Annotated in this window: 18 protein-coding genes and 1 tRNA gene; 7 read left to right on the top strand and 12 right to left on the bottom strand. The window is 64.6% G+C overall.

The window, feature by feature from the left end:
- Positions 1–41 precede the first annotated feature (41 nt).
- The 3 genes from HMPREF3097_RS00105 to HMPREF3097_RS00095 all read right to left on the bottom strand — a co-directional run bounded on the left by HMPREF3097_RS00105 (position 42) and on the right by HMPREF3097_RS00095 (position 3,305).
- A complete protein-coding gene (locus HMPREF3097_RS00105) occupies positions 42–965 on the bottom strand; it encodes a siderophore-interacting protein (protein ID WP_070759952.1) in 924 nt (307 codons plus the stop codon).
- Positions 966–1,185: 220 nt separating this feature from the next.
- Positions 1,186–2,370, bottom strand: a complete 1,185-nt coding sequence (locus HMPREF3097_RS00100; RefSeq protein WP_070759950.1) for an ABC transporter permease — start codon at positions 2,368–2,370, stop codon at positions 1,186–1,188.
- Positions 2,367–3,305: an ABC transporter ATP-binding protein gene (locus tag HMPREF3097_RS00095; protein WP_070759948.1), complete on the bottom strand. Its 939-nt coding sequence runs from the start codon at positions 3,303–3,305 to the stop codon at positions 2,367–2,369. Before HMPREF3097_RS00095 ends, HMPREF3097_RS00100 begins: the two co-directional genes overlap by 4 nt.
- 145 nt (positions 3,306–3,450) lie before the next feature.
- Here HMPREF3097_RS00095 and HMPREF3097_RS00090 point away from each other — a divergent pair, with 145 nt between their 5' ends.
- On the top strand, positions 3,451–4,341 hold the full coding sequence (locus HMPREF3097_RS00090; RefSeq protein ID WP_070759946.1) for an aldo/keto reductase: 891 nt from the start codon (positions 3,451–3,453) through the stop codon (positions 4,339–4,341).
- Between the two features lie 139 nt (positions 4,342–4,480).
- Here the strand turns inward: HMPREF3097_RS00090 and HMPREF3097_RS00085 are convergent, their stop codons facing one another.
- A complete protein-coding gene (locus tag HMPREF3097_RS00085; protein WP_070759944.1) occupies positions 4,481–5,365 on the bottom strand; it encodes a class I SAM-dependent methyltransferase in 885 nt (294 codons plus the stop codon).
- A gap of 76 nt (positions 5,366–5,441) precedes the next feature.
- Here HMPREF3097_RS00085 and HMPREF3097_RS00080 point away from each other — a divergent pair, with 76 nt between their 5' ends.
- Both HMPREF3097_RS00080 and HMPREF3097_RS00075 read left to right on the top strand, forming a co-directional pair.
- Entirely contained in the window at positions 5,442–6,560 is a 1,119-nt protein-coding gene (locus HMPREF3097_RS00080; protein ID WP_070758432.1) for a CE1758 family FMN-dependent luciferase-like monooxygenase, read from the top strand.
- Between the two features lie 99 nt (positions 6,561–6,659).
- The gene (locus HMPREF3097_RS00075) at positions 6,660–7,307 is read left to right on the top strand and encodes an FMN reductase (protein ID WP_070758431.1); all 648 of its coding nucleotides are present in this window, start codon (positions 6,660–6,662) and stop codon (positions 7,305–7,307) included.
- On the opposite strand, the gene HMPREF3097_RS00070 is transcribed toward HMPREF3097_RS00075, so the two are convergent.
- From HMPREF3097_RS00070 to HMPREF3097_RS00030, 8 genes are all read right to left on the bottom strand, one after another.
- Positions 7,304–7,945 (bottom strand): LppP/LprE family lipoprotein, encoded by a 642-nt coding sequence (locus tag HMPREF3097_RS00070; RefSeq protein WP_246821127.1) that lies wholly within the window; start codon positions 7,943–7,945, stop codon positions 7,304–7,306. The genes HMPREF3097_RS00075 and HMPREF3097_RS00070 overlap by 4 nt on opposite strands.
- A gap of 770 nt (positions 7,946–8,715) precedes the next feature.
- Positions 8,716–9,576, bottom strand: a complete 861-nt coding sequence (locus HMPREF3097_RS00060) for a siderophore-interacting protein (protein WP_210398490.1) — start codon at positions 9,574–9,576, stop codon at positions 8,716–8,718.
- Positions 9,577–9,720: 144 nt separating this feature from the next.
- Positions 9,721–9,793 (bottom strand) — tRNA-Arg (locus tag HMPREF3097_RS00055).
- Positions 9,794–9,941: 148 nt separating this feature from the next.
- Entirely contained in the window at positions 9,942–11,549 is a 1,608-nt protein-coding gene (locus HMPREF3097_RS00050) for a solute symporter family protein (protein WP_070759938.1), read from the bottom strand.
- Positions 11,550–11,600: 51 nt separating this feature from the next.
- Positions 11,601–11,978 carry a DUF485 domain-containing protein gene (locus HMPREF3097_RS00045; protein WP_083317310.1) on the bottom strand — a complete coding sequence of 126 codons (378 nt, stop codon included), beginning with the start codon at positions 11,976–11,978 and terminating at the stop codon, positions 11,601–11,603.
- 272 nt (positions 11,979–12,250) lie between these two features.
- Positions 12,251–12,940, bottom strand: a complete 690-nt coding sequence (locus tag HMPREF3097_RS00040; protein WP_070758427.1) for a dihydrofolate reductase — start codon at positions 12,938–12,940, stop codon at positions 12,251–12,253.
- Positions 12,940–13,761, bottom strand: a complete 822-nt coding sequence (locus tag HMPREF3097_RS00035; RefSeq protein ID WP_070759936.1) for a thymidylate synthase — start codon at positions 13,759–13,761, stop codon at positions 12,940–12,942. Before HMPREF3097_RS00035 ends, HMPREF3097_RS00040 begins: the two co-directional genes overlap by 1 nt.
- Positions 13,762–13,820: 59 nt before the next feature.
- Complete coding sequence (locus HMPREF3097_RS00030) at positions 13,821–14,609, bottom strand: 3'(2'),5'-bisphosphate nucleotidase CysQ (protein ID WP_070759934.1); 789 nt, start codon at positions 14,607–14,609, stop codon at positions 13,821–13,823.
- 35 nt (positions 14,610–14,644) lie between these two features.
- Here HMPREF3097_RS00030 and HMPREF3097_RS00025 point away from each other — a divergent pair, with 35 nt between their 5' ends.
- The 4 genes from HMPREF3097_RS00025 (at position 14,645) to HMPREF3097_RS10040 (ending at position 22,685) form a co-directional block, all read left to right on the top strand.
- A complete protein-coding gene (locus tag HMPREF3097_RS00025) occupies positions 14,645–19,744 on the top strand; it encodes a DEAD/DEAH box helicase (RefSeq protein WP_070759932.1) in 5,100 nt (1,699 codons plus the stop codon).
- Positions 19,745–19,871: 127 nt separating this feature from the next.
- Positions 19,872–20,744 carry a DNA-formamidopyrimidine glycosylase family protein gene (locus HMPREF3097_RS00020; protein WP_070759930.1) on the top strand — a complete coding sequence of 291 codons (873 nt, stop codon included), beginning with the start codon at positions 19,872–19,874 and terminating at the stop codon, positions 20,742–20,744.
- Between the two features lie 424 nt (positions 20,745–21,168).
- Positions 21,169–22,062: a hypothetical protein gene (locus tag HMPREF3097_RS10045; protein WP_070759928.1), complete on the top strand. Its 894-nt coding sequence runs from the start codon at positions 21,169–21,171 to the stop codon at positions 22,060–22,062.
- Positions 22,062–22,685: a hypothetical protein gene (locus HMPREF3097_RS10040; RefSeq protein WP_070759927.1), complete on the top strand. Its 624-nt coding sequence runs from the start codon at positions 22,062–22,064 to the stop codon at positions 22,683–22,685. The genes HMPREF3097_RS10045 and HMPREF3097_RS10040 overlap by 1 nt, the downstream gene beginning before the upstream one ends.
- Positions 22,686–22,813 lie beyond the last annotated feature (128 nt).

Here is a 22,813-nt window from a genome sequence, read left to right as displayed (position 1 = left end):
GCGGTGGCTAGGTGCTCGGGGTTGGCGTCATCTGACCCGAGCTAAGGGCGAGCCCTGCCGATGAACCAGTACGGGCACCATTGCACGGAGTCGCTCTTAAGACCCCACGAGTCAATGACGTGGCGCCGTACCTCTTTGCAGAGATCTCCTTCGCCCGCGACCCAGACATATGACGCGCGGGTGGCGGGGTGCTTGGCTTCGTCGAGTTGGCGAAGGTGCGACAGGGTGGCGCCGCTGAACTCTGTCGTAGGGCGGAGAATAACTTTTAAGCTGCCTACCTTGTCCTGCCAGTGTTCACGTAGCAGCGGTTCCAGGTCGTGCTGGCTTTCGGCAAGCACAATCACGTGCATCTCGGGTAGCTGTTCGGGCGCGAAGGTCTGCGTGTACTCCAGGATGGCGCGGAGGGAAGGCGCTGCAGAGGGGTCGGCAATCAAGGTCTGGGAAGTCTGCTGACGATGCCACAGACCCTGGCATGTCCACAGAGCGACGTCATCGCCGACGTGGGCGTTCAACGCCCAAGAAAGCCCGGGGCCGATGTGCTCCTCATCAGGGCTGTTTATGCCGTGCGTAACCACATCGAAAGTGAGGATTCCGCGTTCGGAATCAAGTATTCGGACCGTATACCAACGCAGACTCGGGCGCCGCCCCTCCGGCATAGCCGCCACGCTGGCGCGGATGTTAATGCCACCATCGTGATCTGGAAGGTGCAGCTGCGCGCCGGGGGTCGGGGGCATGAGGAGGCCAAAGAACTCATCAGGACCAGAGAGTTGGCAACCCATTAGTTCGGGTGACTGGACGGCGATCCGACGCAAATTCTTTGCCGGAGCACTGATGCTGCAGACCACAGCGCGGATGATGCGATGACCGCGCTCGCTTGGGGTATCGAGCAGCTGGTGATCAACGTATGAAGCGGGTCGGGTGGCGCTGATCGCGAGGGGATCCATGGTGTTCTGGCTCTTCGACATAATGCTGGTAAGCCTACCCTTAGTGTGAGCTGGGGTTGGGTTTGATGGTCAGGGGGAGGATCGTGCCCGGGGCTAGAGCACACACAACCCCCGCCTGGCTCTCAATGAAAACTGCTCCCCATTAGTTGGACTGAGAAATCAGTTACCGACTAGGGGGAGCAGTTCACGAACCGCGCGGGGGTTGTGCTGTGAGTGGCTGAAACCAGAGGTCACTGAATCGCTATTTCAGTGCGCCGATCCAGCTCATCTTCTTGCCGTTATGCAGGATCGCATTGCGGTAGATTCGCGCCACCAGCGCCAGCACAGCGATGACCGCGACGACGCAGAGCCCATAGGCTGCGAGTACCGCTGGCAAGCTCATGTGCCCGGCCACGTACTGCAGCGGGGCGACGGCCAGGCTGAACGGCGGAAGCCAGCCGAGTACCTGCATGATGGTGCTGTCGAGCGCATTGAAGCCGAACGCGGGGGCGTAGATCATGCCGAAGACGAACAGCAGGATCGGCATCTGCGTGGACTGTAAGTCTTCGGTGCGGCTAACCATCGATCCCGCGGCAGCGTAAAGACTGCCGAAGAAGAGCATGCCCAGGATGAAGGAGACCAGGATCATCGGCAGCACCGACATGTCGAACTCGAAGCCATCGGCCAGCCCGGAGATCGACAGGGCTGCCACGCTGGCGAGGACGATCGCGGCGGTGGCTACCAGTCCCACGATGGTGTTTCCGATGAGCTTGCCCGCGAGGAAGTCCAGCGGCCGCACGCTCGCCAGGATGATCTCCACGACGCGAGAGGACTTCTCCTCGGTGATGCGCCCGCCGATATTTCCGGCGAAGAGCATGATGAAGAAGGTCATCAACATCATCCCCAGCATGACGGTGACGATCGCGCCCATTTGCTCTTCGACAGGATCCTCGCTGATGTCCGTGGTTTTCACGTTTGCAGCACCCATCGCCTCGCCGAATTCCTGCGGGTTGATGCCGAGCTTATCTAGGGCTTCGTTCTGGGTCAGCGTGCTCGTCACGGCCGCGACGGTGGCCTGGACGCTGCTCTTGGGTTGCCCGTCGCTGAGCAGCTCGTAGCCTTCGTCGGTCTTGATCAGGGCTGCGTCGATGTCTTCCTTCACCGCGGCTTCCGCGGCATCGCGGCCGGTGGCGTCGGCGACGGCGAGTTTTTCCACGTTCTCACCCAGGGCGTCCTGGACCTGGTTGAACTGCTTGGCCGATATGCCCACCACCGCGAGTGTCGGGGCGTCGTCCTCCCGGTTGTTGAAGTAGCTGGCTACTCCGATACCGCCGATCGCGAGGATGAGCGTGATGATCAGGGAGAAGATGATTCCCTTGTTCCGCACCGCGACGGCGATCTCACGGGCGGCGACGGTACGGATCGTGTTTGAACTGGTGTAACTCATGCGGTACCTCCCGCGCGGTTCGTGCTTTCTTCCGTGGCCTGCTGCTTCGCCCCCTGGATGACCTCCTGGAACAGGTCGGTCAGGTCGGGGATGCGGCGCTGGAAGTTGTGCACCGGCCCGGCCGCGAGCGCATCGCGCAGCAGCTCCTGGTCGCGGTCCTGGCGATCGACCTCCAGCAGGACGGTGCCGTCGTCCTCGCCCACGACGGTGGCGAACTCCGGGTACCAGTCGCGCGCCGGGGTGCCGACCTCGAAGACGACCGGGCCGCGCTCACGCAGTTCCTGGACGCCACCCTCGGCCTGCATCTGGCCGGCGGTGATGATGCCCACGCGGTCGCAGAGCCGCTGGACAAGATCCAGCTGGTGGGAGCTGAAGAGTACGGGCACGCCACGCTGGGCTCGCTCGACGAGCATGTCGGACATGACCTGCACCGCGACCGGATCCAGCCCCGAGAAGGGCTCGTCCAGGATGAGGACGTCCGGGTCGTGGATGAGGGAGGCCGCCAGCTGGACGCGCTGCTGATTGCCCAGGGAGAGCTCCTCCAGCTTGTCCTGGGTGCGTTTCCCAAGGTCCAGGCGCTCCAGCAGGTCCTGAGCGGCGTTGGAAGCAGCGGACTTATCCATGCCGTGGAGGCGGCCGAAGAAGCTCAGCTGGTCGGCGATCTTTTCCTTGTTGTAGAGCCCGCGCTCCTCCGGCATGTAGCCGATCCGGCGGCGCAAGTCGTCGTTCATTGGGGTGCTACCCAGGCGGACCTCCCCCGAGTCAGCTGCTAGGACTCCCAGAGCGACGCGCATCGTCGTGGATTTTCCCGCGCCGTTGGAGCCAACGAAGCCGTAGATCTCGCCTGGTTGGACCGAGAAGCTCATGTCCTTCAACACGTGGTGGTCGCCGTAGAATTTATTTAATTTCTCGATGTAGAGGGCGGTTCCTGTCATGCAGTCCTTTGCTTGAAGTCGGTCGCGGCCGGTGCCTTCTGAGGGCAGAAACGCGTGAATGTCTGCGACGTTTCTGTGTGCGAAGGATTGTACCGATCAGTTCTGGGTGCAGCGGGGTGTGATGGAAAAAGGTAGACAGGGAGGCATGCCAACTATTACTCAGAATCTGGACAATAATTCCGACATCCCGCTGCTGACCATGAACGATGGGCGGCAGATCCCGCAGCTCGGTTTTGGTACCTTCCAGCTGTCCGGCGAGACCTGCTACAACGCTGTGCGGGCCGCGATCACCGCGGGCTACCGCCATATCGACACCGCCGCTGTCTACGGCAACGAGGAAGAGGTCGGCCGCGCTATCCAGGACGCCATCGATGCCGGCGAGGTGACCCGCGAGCAGCTCTTCGTTACTACGAAGCTGTGGAACGATAGCCACGACCGTGTCGCGGGTGCCTTGGACGCATCCCTGGAGCGCCTCGGCCTGGATTATGTGGATCTTTACCTGGTCCACTGGCCAGTGGAGAAGATCGGCATGTTCGCCACCGCCTACCGGGACATGGTGACCCTGCGGGATCAGGGCAAGACCGCCAGCGTCGGCGTGTGCAATAGCTACCCAGAGGTCCTGGACAAGATGACCCAGGCCAGTGGTGATACCCCAGCTGTGAACCAGATCGAGGTTCACCCCGGTTTCAACCAGGATGAGCTGCGTGCTGAGAACGCCAAGCGCGGCATCTTGACCGAGTCCTGGTCCCCGCTGAAGCAGGGGCAGAACCTGGATAACCCGGCCTTCCAAGCCATCGCGGACGCCCACGGGGTGACCGTCGCGCAGGTCATCATCCGCTGGCACATCCAGCGCGGCGATGTGGTGATCCCGCGCAGCTCCAAGCCGGAGCGCATCCGCAGCAACGCGGACGTGTTCGGCTTCCAGCTCACTGAGGAGCAGATGCAGCGCATCACCGCGATCGAGGAGGGTGAGGCAGGCCGCCGCGGCCCGAATCCGCACACCTTCTACGAGGGCACTTCGCTGCAGAAGCAGTAGTTCTCCCGCGATCGGCCGAAACCGCCCGGCCGGTGTGCGTGAGCTTATGGGTGGGGCGTGGGCGCGCAATATTTTTCTCGGCGGGGCACACCTCAGCGCCGGGCGCCGAGATTTCAGGGGCGCTAACCCGGTGCGAACCCTAGTGCACCTTTGCGATGACCTCGGTATTCGGGATGAAGAACGCCGCGCCACCGGTGCCTGCCCATTGGGACCAGCCCTCGGTGATCTGGGTCAGCGCCTCGCGGGTGACCGTGCCGAGCTGGCCGGGCACGAGCTCGCCGTCATCCGTCACCGCGGTATCGGGGAAGTCCTCACCCAGTGCGGCGGCAGTGGTGCGGGCGTAGCGGGGTGACATGCTGCGCCGTGTCCACTTCTCGGCCAGCGCTTCGCGCTCGGCCTCGCTGGCGTAGGCGGTCAGGCTGCCGGACACGCTGAGGTCGGTGAGCCCAGCGGAGTAGAAGGTATGCGGCAGCTGGCGACCCATCGCGGGGTTGCCGTCGTGGGTTGCCAGCCCGACGGAGAAGGTCGCGCGCCAGCGGGATAGCCCCGGGTTGGGTGGGAACCACGTCATCGCGCCGAAGTCGGCGTCCCGGACGGCGATGATGCCGCCGGGCTTCGTGACGCGACGGAACTCCTGGAGTACGACCTGCGGGTCTGCGACGTGGTGGAGGACCTGGTGGCAGAAGACGACGTCGAAGGTGGCGTCCGCGAAGGGGAGCTGGTGGATATCCGCCTGCTGGAACGGGACGTCCAGCGACTTTTCCGCAGCGAGCTCAGTGGCCTCCGCGATCGCGTCAGCGGACTGGTCGACCCCGGTGACCTGGGCGGGTGCGCCGCCGAGTTGGGTGATGTGTTCGGCAAGGTTCATTGTGAGGGAGCCCTGCCCGCAGCCCGCGTCGAGCAGGCGGGTGTTCGCGCTCAGGTGGGGTAGCAGGAATTCGGGGACGTCGAGCGGCGCGGGGAAGGCGTGTGGGTGCGGCACGGTTTGTGCTGGAGGGGTTGGATTCTGGGCTTCGGGATTCATGGCTTCATGCTAGGTGAGCGGACTTCCCACCGCACTTAGGTGATATGTCACGTACGTTTGGGTTAAGGTTAAGGGTATGCAATTCGGAATCTTCACCATCGGCGATGTCACCCCCAACCCTGTCACGGGGGACGTGCCCAGCGAGCACGAGCGCATCAAGAACACCGTCGAGATCGCGAAGAAGGCAGAGGCCGAGGGGCTCGACGTCTTCGCCACGGGGCAGCACCACAATCCACCGTTCGTCGCGCCCGCGAACCCACCCGTGCTGATGGCCAACCTCGCCGCGCAGACCGAGACCCTCCAGCTCTCCACCGCGACCACGCTGATCACCACCACCGACCCGGTGCGGATCGCGGAGGATTACGCCTACGTCCAGCACCTCGCGGAGGGACGTGTGGACCTCATGCTCGGCCGCGGCAACACCGGCCCCGTCTATCCGTGGTTCGGCAAGGACATCCGCAAGTCGATTCCCCTTTCCGTAGAGAATTACCACCTGCTGCGTCGCCTGTGGCGCGAAGAGGACCTGACGTGGAAGGGCGAATTCCGCACCCCACTGCAACAGTTCACGTCCACCCCACGTCCTTTGGACGACGTCCCGCCCTTCGTGTGGCACGGTTCCATTCGCTCCCCGGAGGTCGCCGAGCAGGCCGCGTACTACGGGGACGGGTTCTTCCATAACCACATCTTCTGGAACATCGAGCACACCCAGCAGCTGGTGCGCCTGTACCGCCAGCGCTTCGAGCACTACGGGCACGGTGCGGCCGACCAGGCGATCGTCGGGCTGGGTGGGCAGATCTTCGCTGCCGATACCGAAAAGGAAGCAAAGGCCACCTTCCGGCCGTTCTTCGACAACGCCCCGGTCTATGGGCACGGCCCGTCGCTGGAGGAATTCGAGCGCATCACCCCGCTGACGGTCGGCACCCCGGAGCAGATCATCGAGCGTTACCTGGGTTACGCTGACGCCGTAGGCGACTACCAGCGCCAGCTCTTCCTGATCGACCACGCCGGCCTGCCGCAGGAGATGGTGCTCGAGCAGATTGAGATCCTCGGTAGGGAGATCGTGCCGGTCCTGCGGGAGGAGTTCGAGCGCCGCCGCCCGGCGCACGTACCCTCCGACCCGCCGACCCACGCCACGCTGGTGGCGGAGGGGCCGGACTCCCCGCACCGGCAGGTGCAGCCGGCCCAGGTTCAGTAGCTGGGTAGGTGCAGTAGCTGCTTAGGGGCGTGCAGGCCTAGTATCGCTCCTGGTAGTTCACCGCTGGAAGTGCAAGGAAAGGATGGAGCAGAAGAGTTCATGAACTCCCTCATCGTTCTCAACGGAGGTTTGGGCAGCCCATCGACGACCCGCAAGCTCGCCGAACGCATCGCCGGTGCGGTGGAATCCCAGGTTGGCCGCCGCGGAGAGTCCGTGGCCGTGGAGTACATCGACATCCGCGAATACGCCGCCGATCTGGCCACGATGATGACCACCGGGATCGCCTCGGAGAAGCTCAAGGCGGCTCAGGATAAGATCACCGCGGCCGACGCGATGGTCGCCGCGAGCCCGGTCTTTGCCGCCAGCTACTCGGGTCTGTTCAAGATGTTCATGGACGCCCTGGATCCGAACGCGATCACCGGCATGCCCGTGATCATCGCCGCCACCGCCGGGACACCCCGGCACTCCCTGATGCTGGAATACGCGATGCGCCCGCTGCTGAGCTACCTACGCGCGGATGTGATGAGCACCGCGGTCTTCGCGGCCACGGATGATTTCGGCGGCGAGGAAGGGCTGGACCGGCGCATCGAGCGCGCCGCCAGCCAGCTCGCCGACGAGATCGCGCGGGTCTCCGGCGCCGTCGAGGGGCTGGGGCCTTCTTCGCAGGTCAAGCGCAGCTCCGGCAACGACGTTGCTGCGGACGTGCCGGATTTTCTGAATCTGCTCTCTGGGCACGACGGCAACTAGCCTCTCGGGGGAAGATTGCCGTCCATGATGACCTTCTTCTGTGCCGGGTCCCAGGTGAAGGTCGCGTGGGCTTCGCCGGAGCGCATAGCGTTGGCCTCGCCGGGTTTGGTGTAGAAGTAGGTCACCGCGATCGTCTGGTCGTCGACCTGCTTGACGGCGGGGGAGAAGCCCTGCGGCTCGGCGGTGGCGGTGCCCAGGTACTCGCCCTTGTGGAAGAGCATGATGTGGTACGGACTGGAAGCTGTTGCCATATCAATCGTGAGGACGATAGGCGAGAGAGCAGCGCAAGGGTCGTAGAGATCCGTGCCGGCATGAGAGGTGTTCCACGTCCAGTCAGTGCCCTTTGGGGAGGCGAGCTTGCCTACATTTTGTCGCAGCGCCTCCTCTGCGGGGAAATCTCCGCACTGCTTCTCCGGATTCTTGCCTGGCTTGCTCTCCTGCGCCTCGGACTTCCTCGTCGGCTCAGGATTCGGCTGGTCCTTCGCCTCCGAGGACTTCGATTCCTTCACCGTCTGGGTGACGGTGGCCGGCGGGCTACTCCCGGCAGATTCGGTGGTGCCATCATCGCTGCACGCGCTCAGCGTTCCCACCAAGGTGCAGGAGAGGGCGATGGATAGTGCAACTTTTTGGTACCTCATAGTTTCGACGCTACGCCCCTAAAAATGCTTTGTCAGCAAACGTTTATGCGTTTAGAAGGGTGTATTTTTTGTCGAATAGCAACGAGAATAGAGGTACTGTCAGTCCTCGCTAGAGGACTCAATGCGTCAGAAAGTCGCCTCATGACTCGTTCAGTGAAACCTGTGCCCGCTCCGGCTACTGCCCCAGTGGAATCGGGTTCTCGCCGCGCCTACCTGCTGGCGACAATTGTTTTGCAGGCTCTCGTCGGCCTGTGCTCTGCGGTCGCATTTACTCTTGCCGAGTCGGTGTCCTGGCCCCTGGTTTGGGCTGCGACTGTTCTCGCCGCCTTTCTCCTGTTTCTGGCTCTGTGGAGGTCGGGGGTTCTGGTCCTCAACGCGCTAAACGGGGTCGGGGCCGCGTGTTTTCTCGTCGCAGGGGGCTCAGCGCTCTACTACGAGTACAGGCCCTCGCAAGGAGACGGAGTGGTGATCAATCCCCTGCCGGTGATCCTGCTCCCGGTGGGAGCGCTCATCGGCGTCGTCGCGATCGGCGTTGCCGTGACATACCTGAGAAGGGGCGCCCGGACTCTCTCCGCAAAAGCCTGATCGGTGGCGGGTGTGGTGTCGTGTTTTCTGCAACCTGAGCGGGGTCAATAGGCACGGCGGACCAGGCGGCAACCGTTCTGGAAACCGCACGTGCTGAGGGGCTGACCAGCCAGGTGCGCCTGTTCGTTCCGGAGGATACTGACCATGCGTGGCAGGCCAGCGAGCGCTAGGTTTGCGAGCAAGCGTTAGGCTCTGGCTTGTGCTTCCTCTTGCTCAATCTCAGCATTGAATTCGCGCTTCGAGGACTGCCACTGGTCCTCGGTCATGCCGATCCGCCAGTAACCAGAAATCGAAACGTCGGCGCGGGGGATCTCCGAGTCGACGAAGAGGAAGCGGCGCATTTCCTTAATCATCTCGGCGACACCGTGGATAAACCAGCTGGTCTTCTTACCCGTTGGCACACCGGCCGAGCGCACCACGCGAGAAAGCTCCGTGCCGTGGGTTGCTCCATCGCGGATAACCCAGTTGACGTCCACGCCCTCGCGGGTGGGGAGTTCAAACTTCCGGTCCTCTGCCTCGATCTCGATGAAGGCGGTCGCCGTGGCGCCCTCGGGGAGATGCTTCAGGCCCGCGCCGATGGCTGGTGCAGCGGACTCATCGCCGGCGAAGATAAAGTGCTCATATTCTTCGCCAGGTCCCCACGCCCCACCCGGGCCGAAGAAGCCGATCTTCGCCCCAATTTCGGCCGCGCGCGCCCAGGGCGCAGCCAGTCCGGAATCGCCGTGAGTGACGAAGTCCACGTCGAAGTCCCCGGTTTCTGGGTCCAGGTTAATCAGGGTGTAGGTGCGGGTAATGGGTTGTTTATCCCTGGGCTGCTCCTCGCGAATCTTTTCGACATCGAATGGCCACGAGTAATCAGCGCCGTCTGGCGCGAAGAGCAACTTGAGGTAGTGATCAGTAAACTCCAGCTCCTTGCCCACAAATGCAGGAGAGTTCAAGCTCAAACGAACGAGATCCGGAGAGAGCTGGCGACGGCCAATCACGGTTGCTTCGTTGGCCTTACGGACTCTCCGCTTCGGCGCTGCGTTTTGCTGCTGGGCAGCCATGATCATCACTGTCCTTCAAACACTGGGGTGCTGTGGGCAGGGGAGCCCGCACCCACGCCTTATTCTTAGGTAAGGCTAACACAATTAAAGATGATGGGCTGGCGGGACTAGTGATGACCAAGCCGGGGGGGCAAAAACAAAAAGCGCCCCAGGTAGGAATCGAACCTACGACACCGGCTTTAGGAGAGCCGTGCTCTATCCACTGAGCTACTGGGGCTGTGCGACCGCACCCTGCGGGCACGACCACTCATGATACAAGGTACCCCCGCAGCTTCTGGAACTAGCCAGATGCGGCGGGGGTGTTGCCCAGCCACCGTTGACCAGGCGGCTGGGCTCATCCAAGAAGAGGAGCCTCGGGGAGTGGCTTAGTGGTCGACCGGAGCCTCCACGCCAACACCGGTGAGGGAGCGAACCTCCATCTCGGACTGCAGCTTCGGATCCTCGTCACCCTTGCCAAGGTAGGTGCCCACGATACCGGCGATGAAGCCAGCTGGGATGGAAACCAGACCCGGGTTGGTCAGCGGGAACCAAGCGAAGTCCACGTTCGGGAACATCGCGGTCTCCGCGCCGGAGACGGCCGGGGAGAAGAAGATCAGGACCAGGGCCACGCCCAGGCCGACCCACAGGGAGGCCACGGCGCCGGTGGTGTTGAACTTCTTCCAGTACAGGGAGTACAGGATCGTCGGCAGGTTAGCGGACGCAGCGATGCAGAACGCCAGGGAGACCAGGAAGGCCACGTTCTGGTCCATCGCCAGGATGCCCAGCGCGATGGAGACCAGCGAGATCACGACCACGGTGATTCGGGAGACGCGGACCTGCTCCTCCTCGGTTGCCTGGCCGTTGCGCAGCACGCCGTTGTAGAAGTCGTGAGCCACAGAAGCGGAAGCGGTAATCGCCAGACCAGCGACCACGGCCAGCACCGTCGCGAAGGCAACCGCGGAAATCAGGGCCATGAAGATCGGGCCTGCCAGCTCCATCGCTAGCAACGGTGCCGCGGCGTTCGCGCCACCCGGTGCGTTCTTGATGTCCTCCGGGGAGATCAGAGCGGCAGCTGCGAAGCCCAGGAACAGGGTCAGCAGGTAGAAGGAGCCGATCAGGACGATCGCCCAGGTCACGGACTTACGTGCTTCCTTCGCGGTCGGAACCGTGTAGAAGCGCATCAGGACGTGCGGCAGGCCAGCGGCACCAAGCGCCAGGGCTACGCCCAGGGAGATGAAGTCGAACTTCGTTGCGGTCGTGGCTCCGTACTTCTGGCCAGGCTGCAGGATCGCCGGGTCACCGTGGGAGTTCACAGCGTCAGCGAAGAGCTGGGAGAGGTTGCCCTTCCACATCACGGCGATGATCAGGAACATGAAAGCAACACCGGCGATCAGCAGGACCGCCTTGATCATCTGCACGTAGGTGGTGCCCTTCATGCCACCGATGAGGACGTAGGCCATCATCACCAGGCCGACGATCACGACGACGACAGCCTGGGCGGTCTTGGAGTGCAGGTCCAGCAGGACGGAGACCAGGGAACCGGCACCGGCCATCTGGGCGATCAGGTAGAACAGCGAGGTGAACAGGGTCGCGAAAGCTGCGGCCACGCGCACCGGGCGCTGCTTCAGGCGGAAGGAGAGCACGTCCGCCATGGTGAACTTACCGGTGTTACGCAGCGGCTCGGCGACCAGCAGCAGGGCGATGAGCCACGCGACGAAGAAGCCGATGGAGTACAGGAAGCCGTCGTAGCCCGTGAGCGCAATTGCGCCGACGATGCCCAGGAAGGACGCCGCCGAGAGGTAGTCGCCGGCGATGGCCAGGCCATTCTGGGTACCGGTGAAGGATGCGCCACCGGTGTAGAAATCCGTCGCGGACTTCTGCGGCTTGGCGGCAGCCTTCGTCACGATGTACATCGTCACCACGATGAAGGCGATGAATACGCTGATGTTCAGGATCGGGTTTGTCTCCTGCGAGGCAGCAAGAATGAGATCCATAGTGAGACCTTTCCTTTTCTAATCCGTGGGGGTGAGCGGGACGCGGTGCCGCTAGCCTCGGGAAGCCTGGCTGGCTGGGGTTGCGGGGGAGCCTTCGAGGGACTCGCGAACATGCTGGGCGCGGGGCTCAATTTCGCGGTCTGCGTACTTCACGTAGAGGTACGTGATCAGGAAGGTCGTGATGAACTGGCCGAAGCCAAGGAGCACGCCGACATTGATGTTTCCCCAGATCTTGATCCCCATGAAGTTCGGTGCAAACATCGCCAGGCTGACGTAGAGGACGAACCAGACGATGAAAAACACGGTCATGGGGAAGGTGAACCCACGCATTTTTGAGCGAAGCTCCTGGAACTCGGGTGATTGCTGCGCGGCAACGAACTCATCGGGCGTGGGGACGTGCCGTTGCGCGGGGGCGGCCGACTGGGTCAACTCTTTCTCCCTTCCTTGGGACTGTGCAGATCTTCACATTCGCCTGGCCGTTCGGCCTCAGCTCCTGTGATTGGCATCACAATTCTTTTGCGATTGCGAAAGAATCTACCGGCACCTAGAGCTTTTTCCAAAGTTTCCGATAAGAAAGTTTTGACTTTTTAGACAGCCCTCATGAAAACTTCCGCCCGACCTGCAAAAACGCGGATCATAGAGAAAAACCCGGCCATGTGGCCGGGTTGATTCCTACCCCCGTTGCGTCCCCCGTGTAAGACCTACGCCTTCCGGCGCCACGTCTCGAAGCGGTAGCGCAGCCCGTTCGGCTCCTCGTCGACCGGGTGGCCCTTCTCCGAGGCGAACCATTCGGAGCGCTCAACGGTGAACTCCGCCTCGTCCATCGCCGGGGCATAGACCTGGAAGCGCTTCGGAGCCACCATATCGATCTCCGTGATCACCACCCGGTCCGCGATCGGCATGCACTGCGCGTACACCTGGCCACCACCCAGGATCCACACGGTCACCCGGCCATCGTCCTGCAGCGCCTGCGACGCCGTCTCCGGCACCACGCCACCCGAACCTTCTCCGCGGGCGAACTTTGCGGCCGCCGCGATGCCGTCCTTAATGGAGGCGACCACGTGACCACCGGGGGCTGAATAATCAGCCGAACGGGTGATGACGAAGTTCTCGCGGCCCGGCAGCGGGCGGTACTTGCCCAGCGCCTCCCAGCTCGTGCGCCCCATCACGACCGGATAACCCATCGTCGAGTTCTTGAAGTGCTTCAGATCCTCCGGCAGATACCAGGGCATCTCCGCCCCATCGCCGATGATGCCGGCGGTCGTCTCCGCCCAGATCATCGCGATCTCCACCCCCGCCGGGACGTCTGCGCGGGTCAGGGCGGGGTAGTCGCCCTCACGGTAGCCGCTGGGGCGCTGTTCCTTCTGGACGTCAAACTCCGAAGCTCCCATTACACAGCCACCTTTGCCTTAATTACCGGGTGCGGGTCGTAGCCCACGAAGTTCACGTCCTCGAAGCCATAGCTGAACATGTCCTTGGCCTTGCTCAGCTCCAGCTGCGGATAGGGGCGCGGTTCGCGGGAAAGCTGCAGCTCCACCTGCTCGCGGTGGTTGTCATAGATGTGGCAGTCCCCGCCGGTCCAGATGAACTCGCCGACCTCCAGGCCCGCCTGCTGGGCGAACATGTGGGTCAGCAGCGAGTAACTGGCGATGTTGAAAGGCACGCCCAGGAACATATCCGCGCTGCGCTGGTAGAGCTGGCACGAGAGCTTCCCATCAGCCACGTACAGCTGGAACAGCAGGTGGCAGGGTGGCAGGGCCATGTTCTCCAGCTCCGAGACATTCCACGCGCTGACGATGTTCCGGCGCGAATCCGGGTTCTGCTTCAGCATCTCCAGCGCCTGGGAGATCTGGTCGACGTGGCGGCCATCCGGGGTGGGCCAGCTGCGCCACTGCACGCCGTAGACCGGGCCCAGGTCGCCGTCCTCATCGGCCCACTCGTTCCAGATGCGGATGCCGTTATCCTGCAGCCACCGAACGTTGGAGTCGCCCGAGAGGAACCACAACAGCTCGCCGACGACGGACTTCACGTGCACCGACTTCGTCGTAATCAGCGGGAAGGACTCCGCCAGGTTGAAGCGGATCTGTTGACCGAACAGGGACGTCGTACCCGTGCCGGTGCGGTCGTCCTTCTTGGCACCCCCCGCGAGGATCTTGGCGAGCAGATCCTCGTAGGGCGTGGCGATAGTAGGGGAAGATTGAGCCTCTGACATGCCTCATAGTCTAAGCAAAAGCCTCGCGACGCAGTCGACCACCCGTGCGAGGGGTCGAACTAGAGGAACTTCTGGATGCTTGCCAACAGGTCCTCGGCGATCTCCTTGCGGCAGATCACCAGGTCCGGGAGGTACGGATCCGGCTCGTTATAGGTCGCAGGTGTGCCGTCCAGGCGGCTGCAGTGCAGTCCTGCTGCCAGGGCGACGCCGATCGGGGCGGCGTTATCCCACTCGTACTGGCCGCCGGCGTGGATGTACGCATCGTTGTCCCCACGCACCACGCTCATGGCCTTCGCGCCGCAGGAGCCCAGGCGGGTGATCTCCATGCCCAGATCCTCGGCCACGTCCACCGCGATCTGTGGGGTGGAATTTTGGCTGATGACGAGGCGGTTGTTTAGCTCACCGAAGTCCGCCTTGGCCCGCCCCTCCCGGTAGTCTGCCGCGGTGTAGACGGTGTGCATCTCCGGCATGCCAACCGCGGACTCGACAATCTCGCCGTCGACCGCCAGGGCAATGTGCACGGCCCAGTCATTCCGGGCACTGGCGTATTCGCGGGTGCCGTCCAGCGGGTCGATCACCCACACCCGGGACTTGTCCAGGCGGGAGGGATCGTCCTCCGCCTCCTCGGAGAGGATGGCGTCATCGGGGCGGTGCAGGCTCAGCACACGCGCGATCCAGGCCTGGGCGACCTTATCGCCGGACTTACCAAGCCCGTCGGAGTCCACCAGGAGGGGGTCCGGTGCACCAGCAGTGCGAATGCTGGTGAGGATGTCCCCGGTGCTGCGAGCCAAACGGGCACAGAGCGTGGCATCGTCGAGCGCGTCGCCTGAGCCTAGTCCTTGTGTCATGGTCTACACCTTAGCGCTTCTGGTTGTATGGACTCATGCCCTCCGCCGACTTGGATCAATTTCATGCCCCTGTAGCCGCATGGTTCCGGGACGTGTTCCACGAGCCGACGGTCGTCCAATCCCAGGCGTGGCGGGCTATTAGTGCAGGGGAGAACACGTTAGTCGTCGCCCCCACCGGTTCCGGTAAGACGCTGGCAGCATTCCTGTGGTCGCTCTCCGAGCTGACGCGCACGGGTGTGCTTTCCCATCCGTCCGCGGATCAGGCCGACCCGCAGACTCCCACCCGCGTGCTATACATCTCGCCGCTCAAGGCGCTTGGGGTGGACGTTGACCGCAACCTCGCCGCCCCGCTGGCAGGCATCGCGCGCACCGCCGCGGCGATGGGGGAGGATGTCGCCCCGGTCCGGGTGGGCGTGCGCAGCGGGGACACCCCGCAGTCGGAGCGAGCGAAGTTGCTGCGCAATCCTCCAGAGATTCTCATCACCACCCCGGAGTCCCTGTACCTCATGCTGACCTCGAAGGCGGCGGGGACGCTGCGTGGGGTGGACACCGTCATTGTGGACGAGATCCACGCGGTGGCCGGGACCAAACGAGGTGCCCACCTGGCTCTTTCCCTGGAACGGCTGGAGCTGCTCACTGGCCGTGCGGTGCAGCGCATCGGGCTGTCGGCGACGGTGAATCCGGTGGATGCGGTGGCCAGCTTCCTGGGCGGCGACCGGCCGGTCACGGTGGTCAACCCGGCGATCAGGAAGGATTGGGACGTCCAGGTTCGCAGCGTGGTGCCGGACTTCCAGGATCCGCCGGCTGCCGAAGACCTCGACGCCGCGCGCTATGAGGCCCCGGTCAGCGAGGTCCAGGAGGGCGGCAGTGGGGACCCGGGGGCAGTCGGCGCCGGACATGGTGGCGGCGGGCCTGCGGAGGACGATGGACCTGGCGACGAAGCGCTGATCGACGAGGCCCTCGTCGGTCCCAGCCTCATCGGCGAGGGACTGGGCGGTGCCTCTGCCCTGGGGTCCGGGGCACGGGTGGCCAGCGGGGTAGATAAGGAATCCGCCCTCCCGCAACAAAAATCCGTCTGGCCCCACGTCCAGAACGCCATCTACCAGCAGGTCATGGAGAACCGGGCAACACTCGTCTTCGTGAACTCCCGGCGCGCTGCCGAGCGACTCACCGGGGCGCTCAACGAGCTGTGGGCCGAGGAGCACGATCCGGAGTCCATCGCTGCCCCCACCCGTCGCGACCCCGCGCAGCTCATGGCGCAATCCACCCAGGTTACCGGCGTACCGGCGGTCATCGCTCGTGCCCACCACGGCTCGGTATCCAAGGAAGAGCGCGCCGACATCGAGGCAGCGCTGAAGTCCGGGACCCTGCGCTGCGTGGTCGCCACCAGCTCCCTGGAGCTCGGCATCGACATGGGCCTGGTGGACCACGTGGTGCAGGTGGGAGCCCCGCCCTCAGTGGCCTCTGCAGTGCAGCGCTGCGGCCGCGCCGGGCACACTGTGGGCGCGACCTCGCATGCCACGATCTACCCGCTGCACAAGCAGGACGCCGAGGCGGCCACGGTGATCACCCAACGGCTGTACGCGGGCGAGCTGGAACCGCTGCAGATCATCACGAATGCGCTGGACGTGCTCGCGCAGCAGACGATTGCCGCTGCGGTGCAGGCCCAACTGGGTTTCACGAATCCGCCGTCGGGTGCGGAGGCTGGCGCGTTGACGTCGGAAAATGAGGAGGGACAAACACCACACGGGACGCTGGACGTGGAGCGTTGGTGGCGCGCGCTGCGCCGGGCGTACTCCTATGCAGCACTGCCACGGGATGCCTTCGATGGCGTGATCGAACTGATCAGCGGGCACTATCCCAGCACCGACTTTGCGGACCTGAAACCTCGGGTGGTGTACGACCCGGCGGCGGGAACGCTACAAGCCCGCCCCGGCGCCCAGCGGCTGGCGGCCACCAGCGGCGGGACGATCCCGGACCGCGGCATGTTCGGAGTCTTCCTCGCCGCAGGTGAGGAGGGCGCCCGGCGCGTCGGGGAGCTCGACGAGGAGATGGTCTACGAGTCCCGGGTGGGGGACGTATTCACGCTCGGGGCCTCCAGCTGGCGGATCACGGAGATCAACCGCGACCAGGTCATCGTCGTGCCAGCGGCGGGCCATACGGGGCGGTTGCCGTTTTGGGTCGGGGACGCCGCCGGCCGGCCGGTGGAACTGGGTACGGCGATCGGTGAGCATCGCAGGCAGTGGGGCAGCGGCACCGTGGACGACCTGCACGCGGCCCCGTTCATCTGCGATAACACCCGGGAGAATCTGGACGCCTACTACCGGGACCAGAAGGAAGCCACGGGGATCCTGCCGGATGAGCGCACCCTGCTGGTCGAGCGCTTCCGGGACGAGATCGGCGACTGGCGGGTCATCGTCCACTCGCCCTATGGGCGCGGGGTTAATGCGCCGTGGGCGATGGCGCTGGGAGCGGTGCTGCAGCGGGAGACCGGGATCGACGCGATGGCCGTGGCCGGGGACGACGGGTTGGTGTTGCGCCTGCCGTACTCCGAGGAGCCGCCAGGGGCGGACCTGTTGCTGGGGCAGTTCTTCCGGGAGCAAAAGACTGGAGTCGGGGAGGGCGCTGCTGGTGACGGCGCCGGGGACCGGAAGGATGTCACGGGCCGGGGCGACGGGCAGCCGGGTGAGCTCTCCGAGGTCGTGCTGGCTGATGTGATGGACAACGTGGGCAGCTCCGCGCTCTTCGCCGGGCGGTTCCGGGAGTGTGCGGCTCGTGCCTTGCTGCTGCCGCGGCGCAACCCGGGCAAGCGGCAGCCGCTGTGGCAGCAGCGCCAGCGGGCCTCCCAGCTGCTGGATGTGGCCCGGGAGCACCCCGAGTTTCCGATCATGGTGGAGAGCATGCGCGAATGCCTCCACGACGTCTACCAGCTGGATGCGCTCACCGAATTGCTGAAGAAGCTTGGTGTGCGGGGTGGCAGTTCCGGCGTGCGGGTCGCGGAGGTCACCACCGAGGGGCCGAGCGCTTTCGCCGAATCCCTCCTGTTCACCTACACCAGCGCGTTCATGTACGAAGGTGATTCCGCGGAGCGGGCCGCCGCACTGGCGGTCGACCCCGCGCTGTTGGCCAAGCTGCTGGGTAAGAGCGGCGAAGGGCTGCAGCTGGACCCCGCGGTGATCGAGCGGGTGGTGTCGGCGGCGCAATGGCTGGCCGATGGCCGCCAGGCCGGCACCGCCGAGCAGGCCATCGACATGATCCGCGCCCTTGGCCCCCTGACCCGGGAGCAGGTCGGCGAGCGCCTGGTTCCGGAGAACCGGGAGGCCGTGCTGGCGGAACTGGCGGAGCTTATCCCGCAGCGCCTCGCCGAGGTGACCTTCGGCGGAGCTAGCCGCTGGGCGGTAGTGGAGGATATGCCGGTGCTCCGCGACGGACTCGGAGTGCCCGTCCCACCCGGCGTGGCCGCCGATCCTGAGCAGGTGGCTGACGCCATCGACCAGCTGGTGCTGCGCTTCATGCGGCACCAGGGTCCAGTAACGCCTGCCCGGGTGGCTGCAGAGTTCGGGCTGGGCGCGGCCACCGCCGAATCCCTGCTGAAACGTTGGGTCGGCCAGCGTCGCCTGGAGTCCGGCCACTTCACCGCAGGTGGCGGTCAGGGGGCAGCCGAGCAGGTCACGGAGTATATCGACACCGGCATGCTGCGCCGCCTGCGCTCGGCCACGCTGGCCGCCGCCCGCGGCGCCGTGGAGCCGGTCAGCCCCCAGACCTATGCGGAGTTCCTCGTGGACTGGCATGGGGTGGGCAGCTCCGAGCGGGAGGAACTGGGCGAGGTCATCGAACAGCTCGCCGGGGTCGCACTGCCCACCAGCGCCTGGGAGACCCTCGTGCTGCCCAGCCGGATACCGGACTACCAACCTGGTGATCTCGACGACCTGCTGGCCACCGGGGAGATCATCCTGCGCGGGTCTGGAACCGCCGGGAGCAATGACGCCCTCGTCAGCCTCCTGCCCGCAGACATCGCCCCGCTGCTCATCGACGAGACGGCGGAGGCCCCGCAGCTCTCGATGGTGGCAACCCAGCTGCTGGAGCACATGTCCGGTGGTGGTGCCTTCCTCGCCGCCGAGCTCACCCGGGCTACGGGCGCGGCCTATCACGAGGTCGGCGACGCCCTGTGGGAGCTCTTCGACGTTGGTCTTATCGCTCCCGATGGTTTTGCCGCGCTTCGGGCGAGGTTGACGTCCGGAAAACAAAGTGGTGCCACCGCCCACCGGGCACCTCGCCGCAACCGCGGGAGGGGATCGGCGCGGCGGCTGCGGATGGGGCGCAGCAGTTTTGCGCAGATGGCCGGCAACGAGTCGATGGATCGCATCCGGCAGCGGCGCCAGGCGATGAATGCGCACCAGTCGGTGCCGGGGCGCTGGGCGGCACTCGCCCCGCTGGTGGACATCGACGTGACCGATGCGGAGCGTGCCCTGGCCCGCAGCGAGGCGTGGATCGACCGTTATGGCGTGGTCACCCGCGGGGCCGTGATGGCCGAGCACCACGCCGGTGGTTTCGCGGAGGCCTACCGGACCTTGAGCGCCTGGGAGGATTCGGGCGCGGTGCTGCGCGGATACGTCATCGAAGGCCTTGGCGGGGCGCAATTCGCGCCGCACGCGGTGATCCGGCAGCTGCGGCAGCTGGAGGACCACGGTGCGGGCCCTCAGTCGGATGGTGGCGCGCCCACCAGCAGAGCAGGGGACGGGGCGGTGCTGCTGGCCGCCGGGGATGTGGCCAACCCCTACGGCGCGGCCCTGCCGTGGCCCAGCCTCGACGGCGAGCCCGCCCGGTTGATCCGAAGTGCCGGAGCCTTCGTGGTGCTGGACCGTGGCCGCCTGGTCGCGCACTTCACCCGGGGTGGCAGGACGCTCACCGCCTTCGACGCGCCCAGCATGGCCGATGACACCCCGCCGGGGGCCATCAGCCAGCCGACGATCGATGCCATCATCGCCGCGCTGAGCAGCGCGATTCGCGCCGGGCGGCTCTCCCCGGTCACGATTGACAGGATCAATGGCGCATCCGTGATGGACCTGCCCACCCAGGGCTGGATCGCTGCCGGGGCGCGGCTCACCCCGAAGGGCCTGAGCATCCGCGGCTGAGGCCGTGCGACGTAGCGCGCCAGCGCACTGCCCACCACAGGGGCGGTACTCCGGCAATGAGATGTGGCAGCTCGGCAACCAGGGCTGAGCTCAGGTGAGATCAAGAAGAGCCGAAAGGAGGCGGGCAATGCCCGAGGGAGATTCCGTCCTGCAGCTGGCCAATAGGCTGAAGTGGATGCCCGGCCGTGAAGTGCTGCACAGCGACTTCCGGGTGCCCGCGCTGGCCACCGCCTCCATCACCGGCGAGCGGATCCGGGCGGTCTGGCCCTACGGCAAGCACTTGTTCATCCAGGCCGGGGAGCGGATTCTGCACACCCACCTGAAGATGGAGGGCGTGTGGGCCATCCACGCCGCCGGCAGCCGGTGGCGCCGACCGGGTTACACCGCCCGCGTCGTGCTGCGCCTAAGTCCTCAGCACCCAGGCGGGCCGCCCATCGAGGTCGTCGGCCACGAGCTGGGGTTCGTGCGCCTGTTTCCAACCCGGGACTACGTCACCGTGGTTCAGCACCTGGGGCCGGACATCCTGGATCCCGGCTGGGCCAGCGAAGAATTCCGGGACACCGGGCGGACGGGGCGAGACGAGGCGCTGCGGCGGATCCTGCGCCGCCCCGAGCGGAGCCTGGGCGCCGCGTTATTAGATCAGCGCAACGTCGCGGGGATCGGCAATGAGTACCGCGCCGAGGTCATGTTCCTCATCGGCCTGCACCCCGCCGTGCCCGTCGGCCAGGCGGGGGAGGCGAAGGTGGCACAGGCACTGGACCTGGCGCGCCGGGTGATGTGGGAGAACCGACTGGAGCCACACAGAGTGTTCACCGGCGACCGGCGTCCTGGGATGGGCACCTTCGTCTTCGGCCGCGCGGCGAAGCCCTGCCGACGCTGCGGGGAAACGATCGAACAGTCCACCCTCGGCGGTCGCTTCGCGGGCGGGGACCCAGAGCTGGACGCCGGGGAGCTGGAACGCATTATCTGGTGGTGCCCGCACTGCCAGCCGGGCGTTTAAGGCCTAGCCTCCCCTCCCGTTAGCTCCCCCAGGTGGGGGTAGAGCAGGCTGTTTTCGCGGGTTAGGAAAAATTTTCAGGGAATTTTTATCTGAACGATTCAGTACTGTGTGACGCGCTGCTAGCTGGGTTCACTACTCCGCGAGCGTGTCATGTCACGCATGTATTCGGTAGTCGTTGAACGATATCTATTGATATCGACTTGTGCATGCGAGCTGTAAATCTGAAGCGTGTGGGCTCCTCGGTTGGGGGAGTGCTAGGGGTTCGTGGTCTGTTTTAAGAGAATTATTAGGGGTGAGATCTGGTTAACTTTCAGGACTCACTCCATTAACCAAGTGCGTGTTCGAGGGTGGTTATCGTGTCGGTGCCGCTAACACAGAGTCAGCGTCACGCAGTCAGCTTCACACCGAGGAGGAGAATTCTTTCGTGTTCACCCGCAAAACCTCGACGGCCGGTAAGTGCGCCGCCGCAGTAGCAACTCTCGGCCTCGTGGCCACCGGCTTGGCCGGCCAGGCCCAGGCAGACACCCTGAACGATCACTACCCGGAGACCCCCAAAACCAACGTTGACCTGCCGATCGTCAACACCTACCACGGTAGCGACCACATCAAGGCCAATATCCTCAACCCGCGCCCAGTGTGCAACTCTGGGGAGGACTTCCGCACCGTTGTCTACAAGGTCAAGGATAAATTCCCCCCGGCCGGCACGATCTCTGCGACCAACGGAACCGCCGACACCATCCCGCTGACCCAGGACCTGTCCAAGTCCCAGTCCATCCAGCTTTCCGTTAAGGGCGACCGGACCTCCACCACCACCGCCAACCTCGGCGGCGGAGCCAGCGGGGACAAGGGCAACGTCTCCACCGGTATCACCTACTCCCTGGCCAAGACCCTGGGCTTCGAGGCCTCCTACTCCCTGAGCTGGGAAGTCGGCCAGAGCATCGGCCCATACGACGTTCCAGCTGGAAAGACCGGCGAGGCGACCTACGGCTTCCGCACCATCACCATGACCGGCACCCAGCAGTACTGCAAGCCGAACGGCACCTGGTCCACCCCGCGCAGCTGGACTGCACTCACCCCGATCAAGAACCAGGTCAATGTGAAGCTCTATGAAAACCCGGCCGGCGCTGCCGAGGGCGCGAAGGTCGAGGAAGGTACCGAGCCTCAGGGCGAGCCGGTGGAGGTCCAGGAGGATGCGAAGCCGACCGAGGGCGAGGCTCCAGAGGCCGTGACCAAGGAGGCAGAGCCAGAAAAGGCCGCCCAGGCTGAAGAAATCGCCGCTAAGTCCGAAACCACCACGCTCGAGGAAGAGGAAGCCTAATGCAGAAAACCAAGAACTCCCTCCGCCTGGCCACCGCAGGCCTGGCTACCGTCGCCGCGCTCAGCGGAATCGGCGGTGCGGTTGGTGCTGCCACCGCGCAGGAAGAAATCGACAAGGACTTCTCCCACGCCGCTGCGTCCAACCAGGCCGACTATGACCTCGAGCCGTACTTCCAGACCTCCGGCGCCAAGGCGAAGGGCTTCGCCGGAACCGTCGTCCTGAAGGTGAAGAACGTCGGCAGCCAGCGCTACTACCAGGACTATCCGCTGACGACCTTCCGCATCAACGTGAAGACCGACAAGGGTTCGGAGGGCGTTGACCGCCTCATCACCCCGCGTGGCATGAACGGTGCGCACATCTTCGATGAGGGCTTCGACCCGGAGACCTCCACCCGAAGCTTTACCGTCACACTCTCCAACCCGATTAACGCCGGCGATACCGCGACCGTCGCGGCCCTGGACTTCGGTGACGGCAACACCAAGGAAGGCCGGCTCTACAACTACCTTGAGGTCACCCAGACCGGCCGCCACAAGGAGGACACCGCCACCGCTAACGACGAGCAGGTGGACTCCCGTGAGCACACGGTCACCGATACCGGCAAGAAGAACGAGGGCCTCTTCTAGGCCCCATCCCGACTGGGGGAGTGGCATTCGCCACCCCTAGAGTTCCGGATCGTTGTCCCTTTAGGGACGTCAAAATCCCCGCCGATGCTTGAACTAGACCCCGAAAGTTGGACTGGTTTAATTCTAGG

It is taken from the genome of Corynebacterium sp. HMSC27B11, assembly GCF_001815985.1.
Taxonomy (GTDB): domain Bacteria; phylum Actinomycetota; class Actinomycetes; order Mycobacteriales; family Mycobacteriaceae; genus Corynebacterium.
This window is presented reverse-complemented; position numbering and strand designations above follow the sequence as displayed.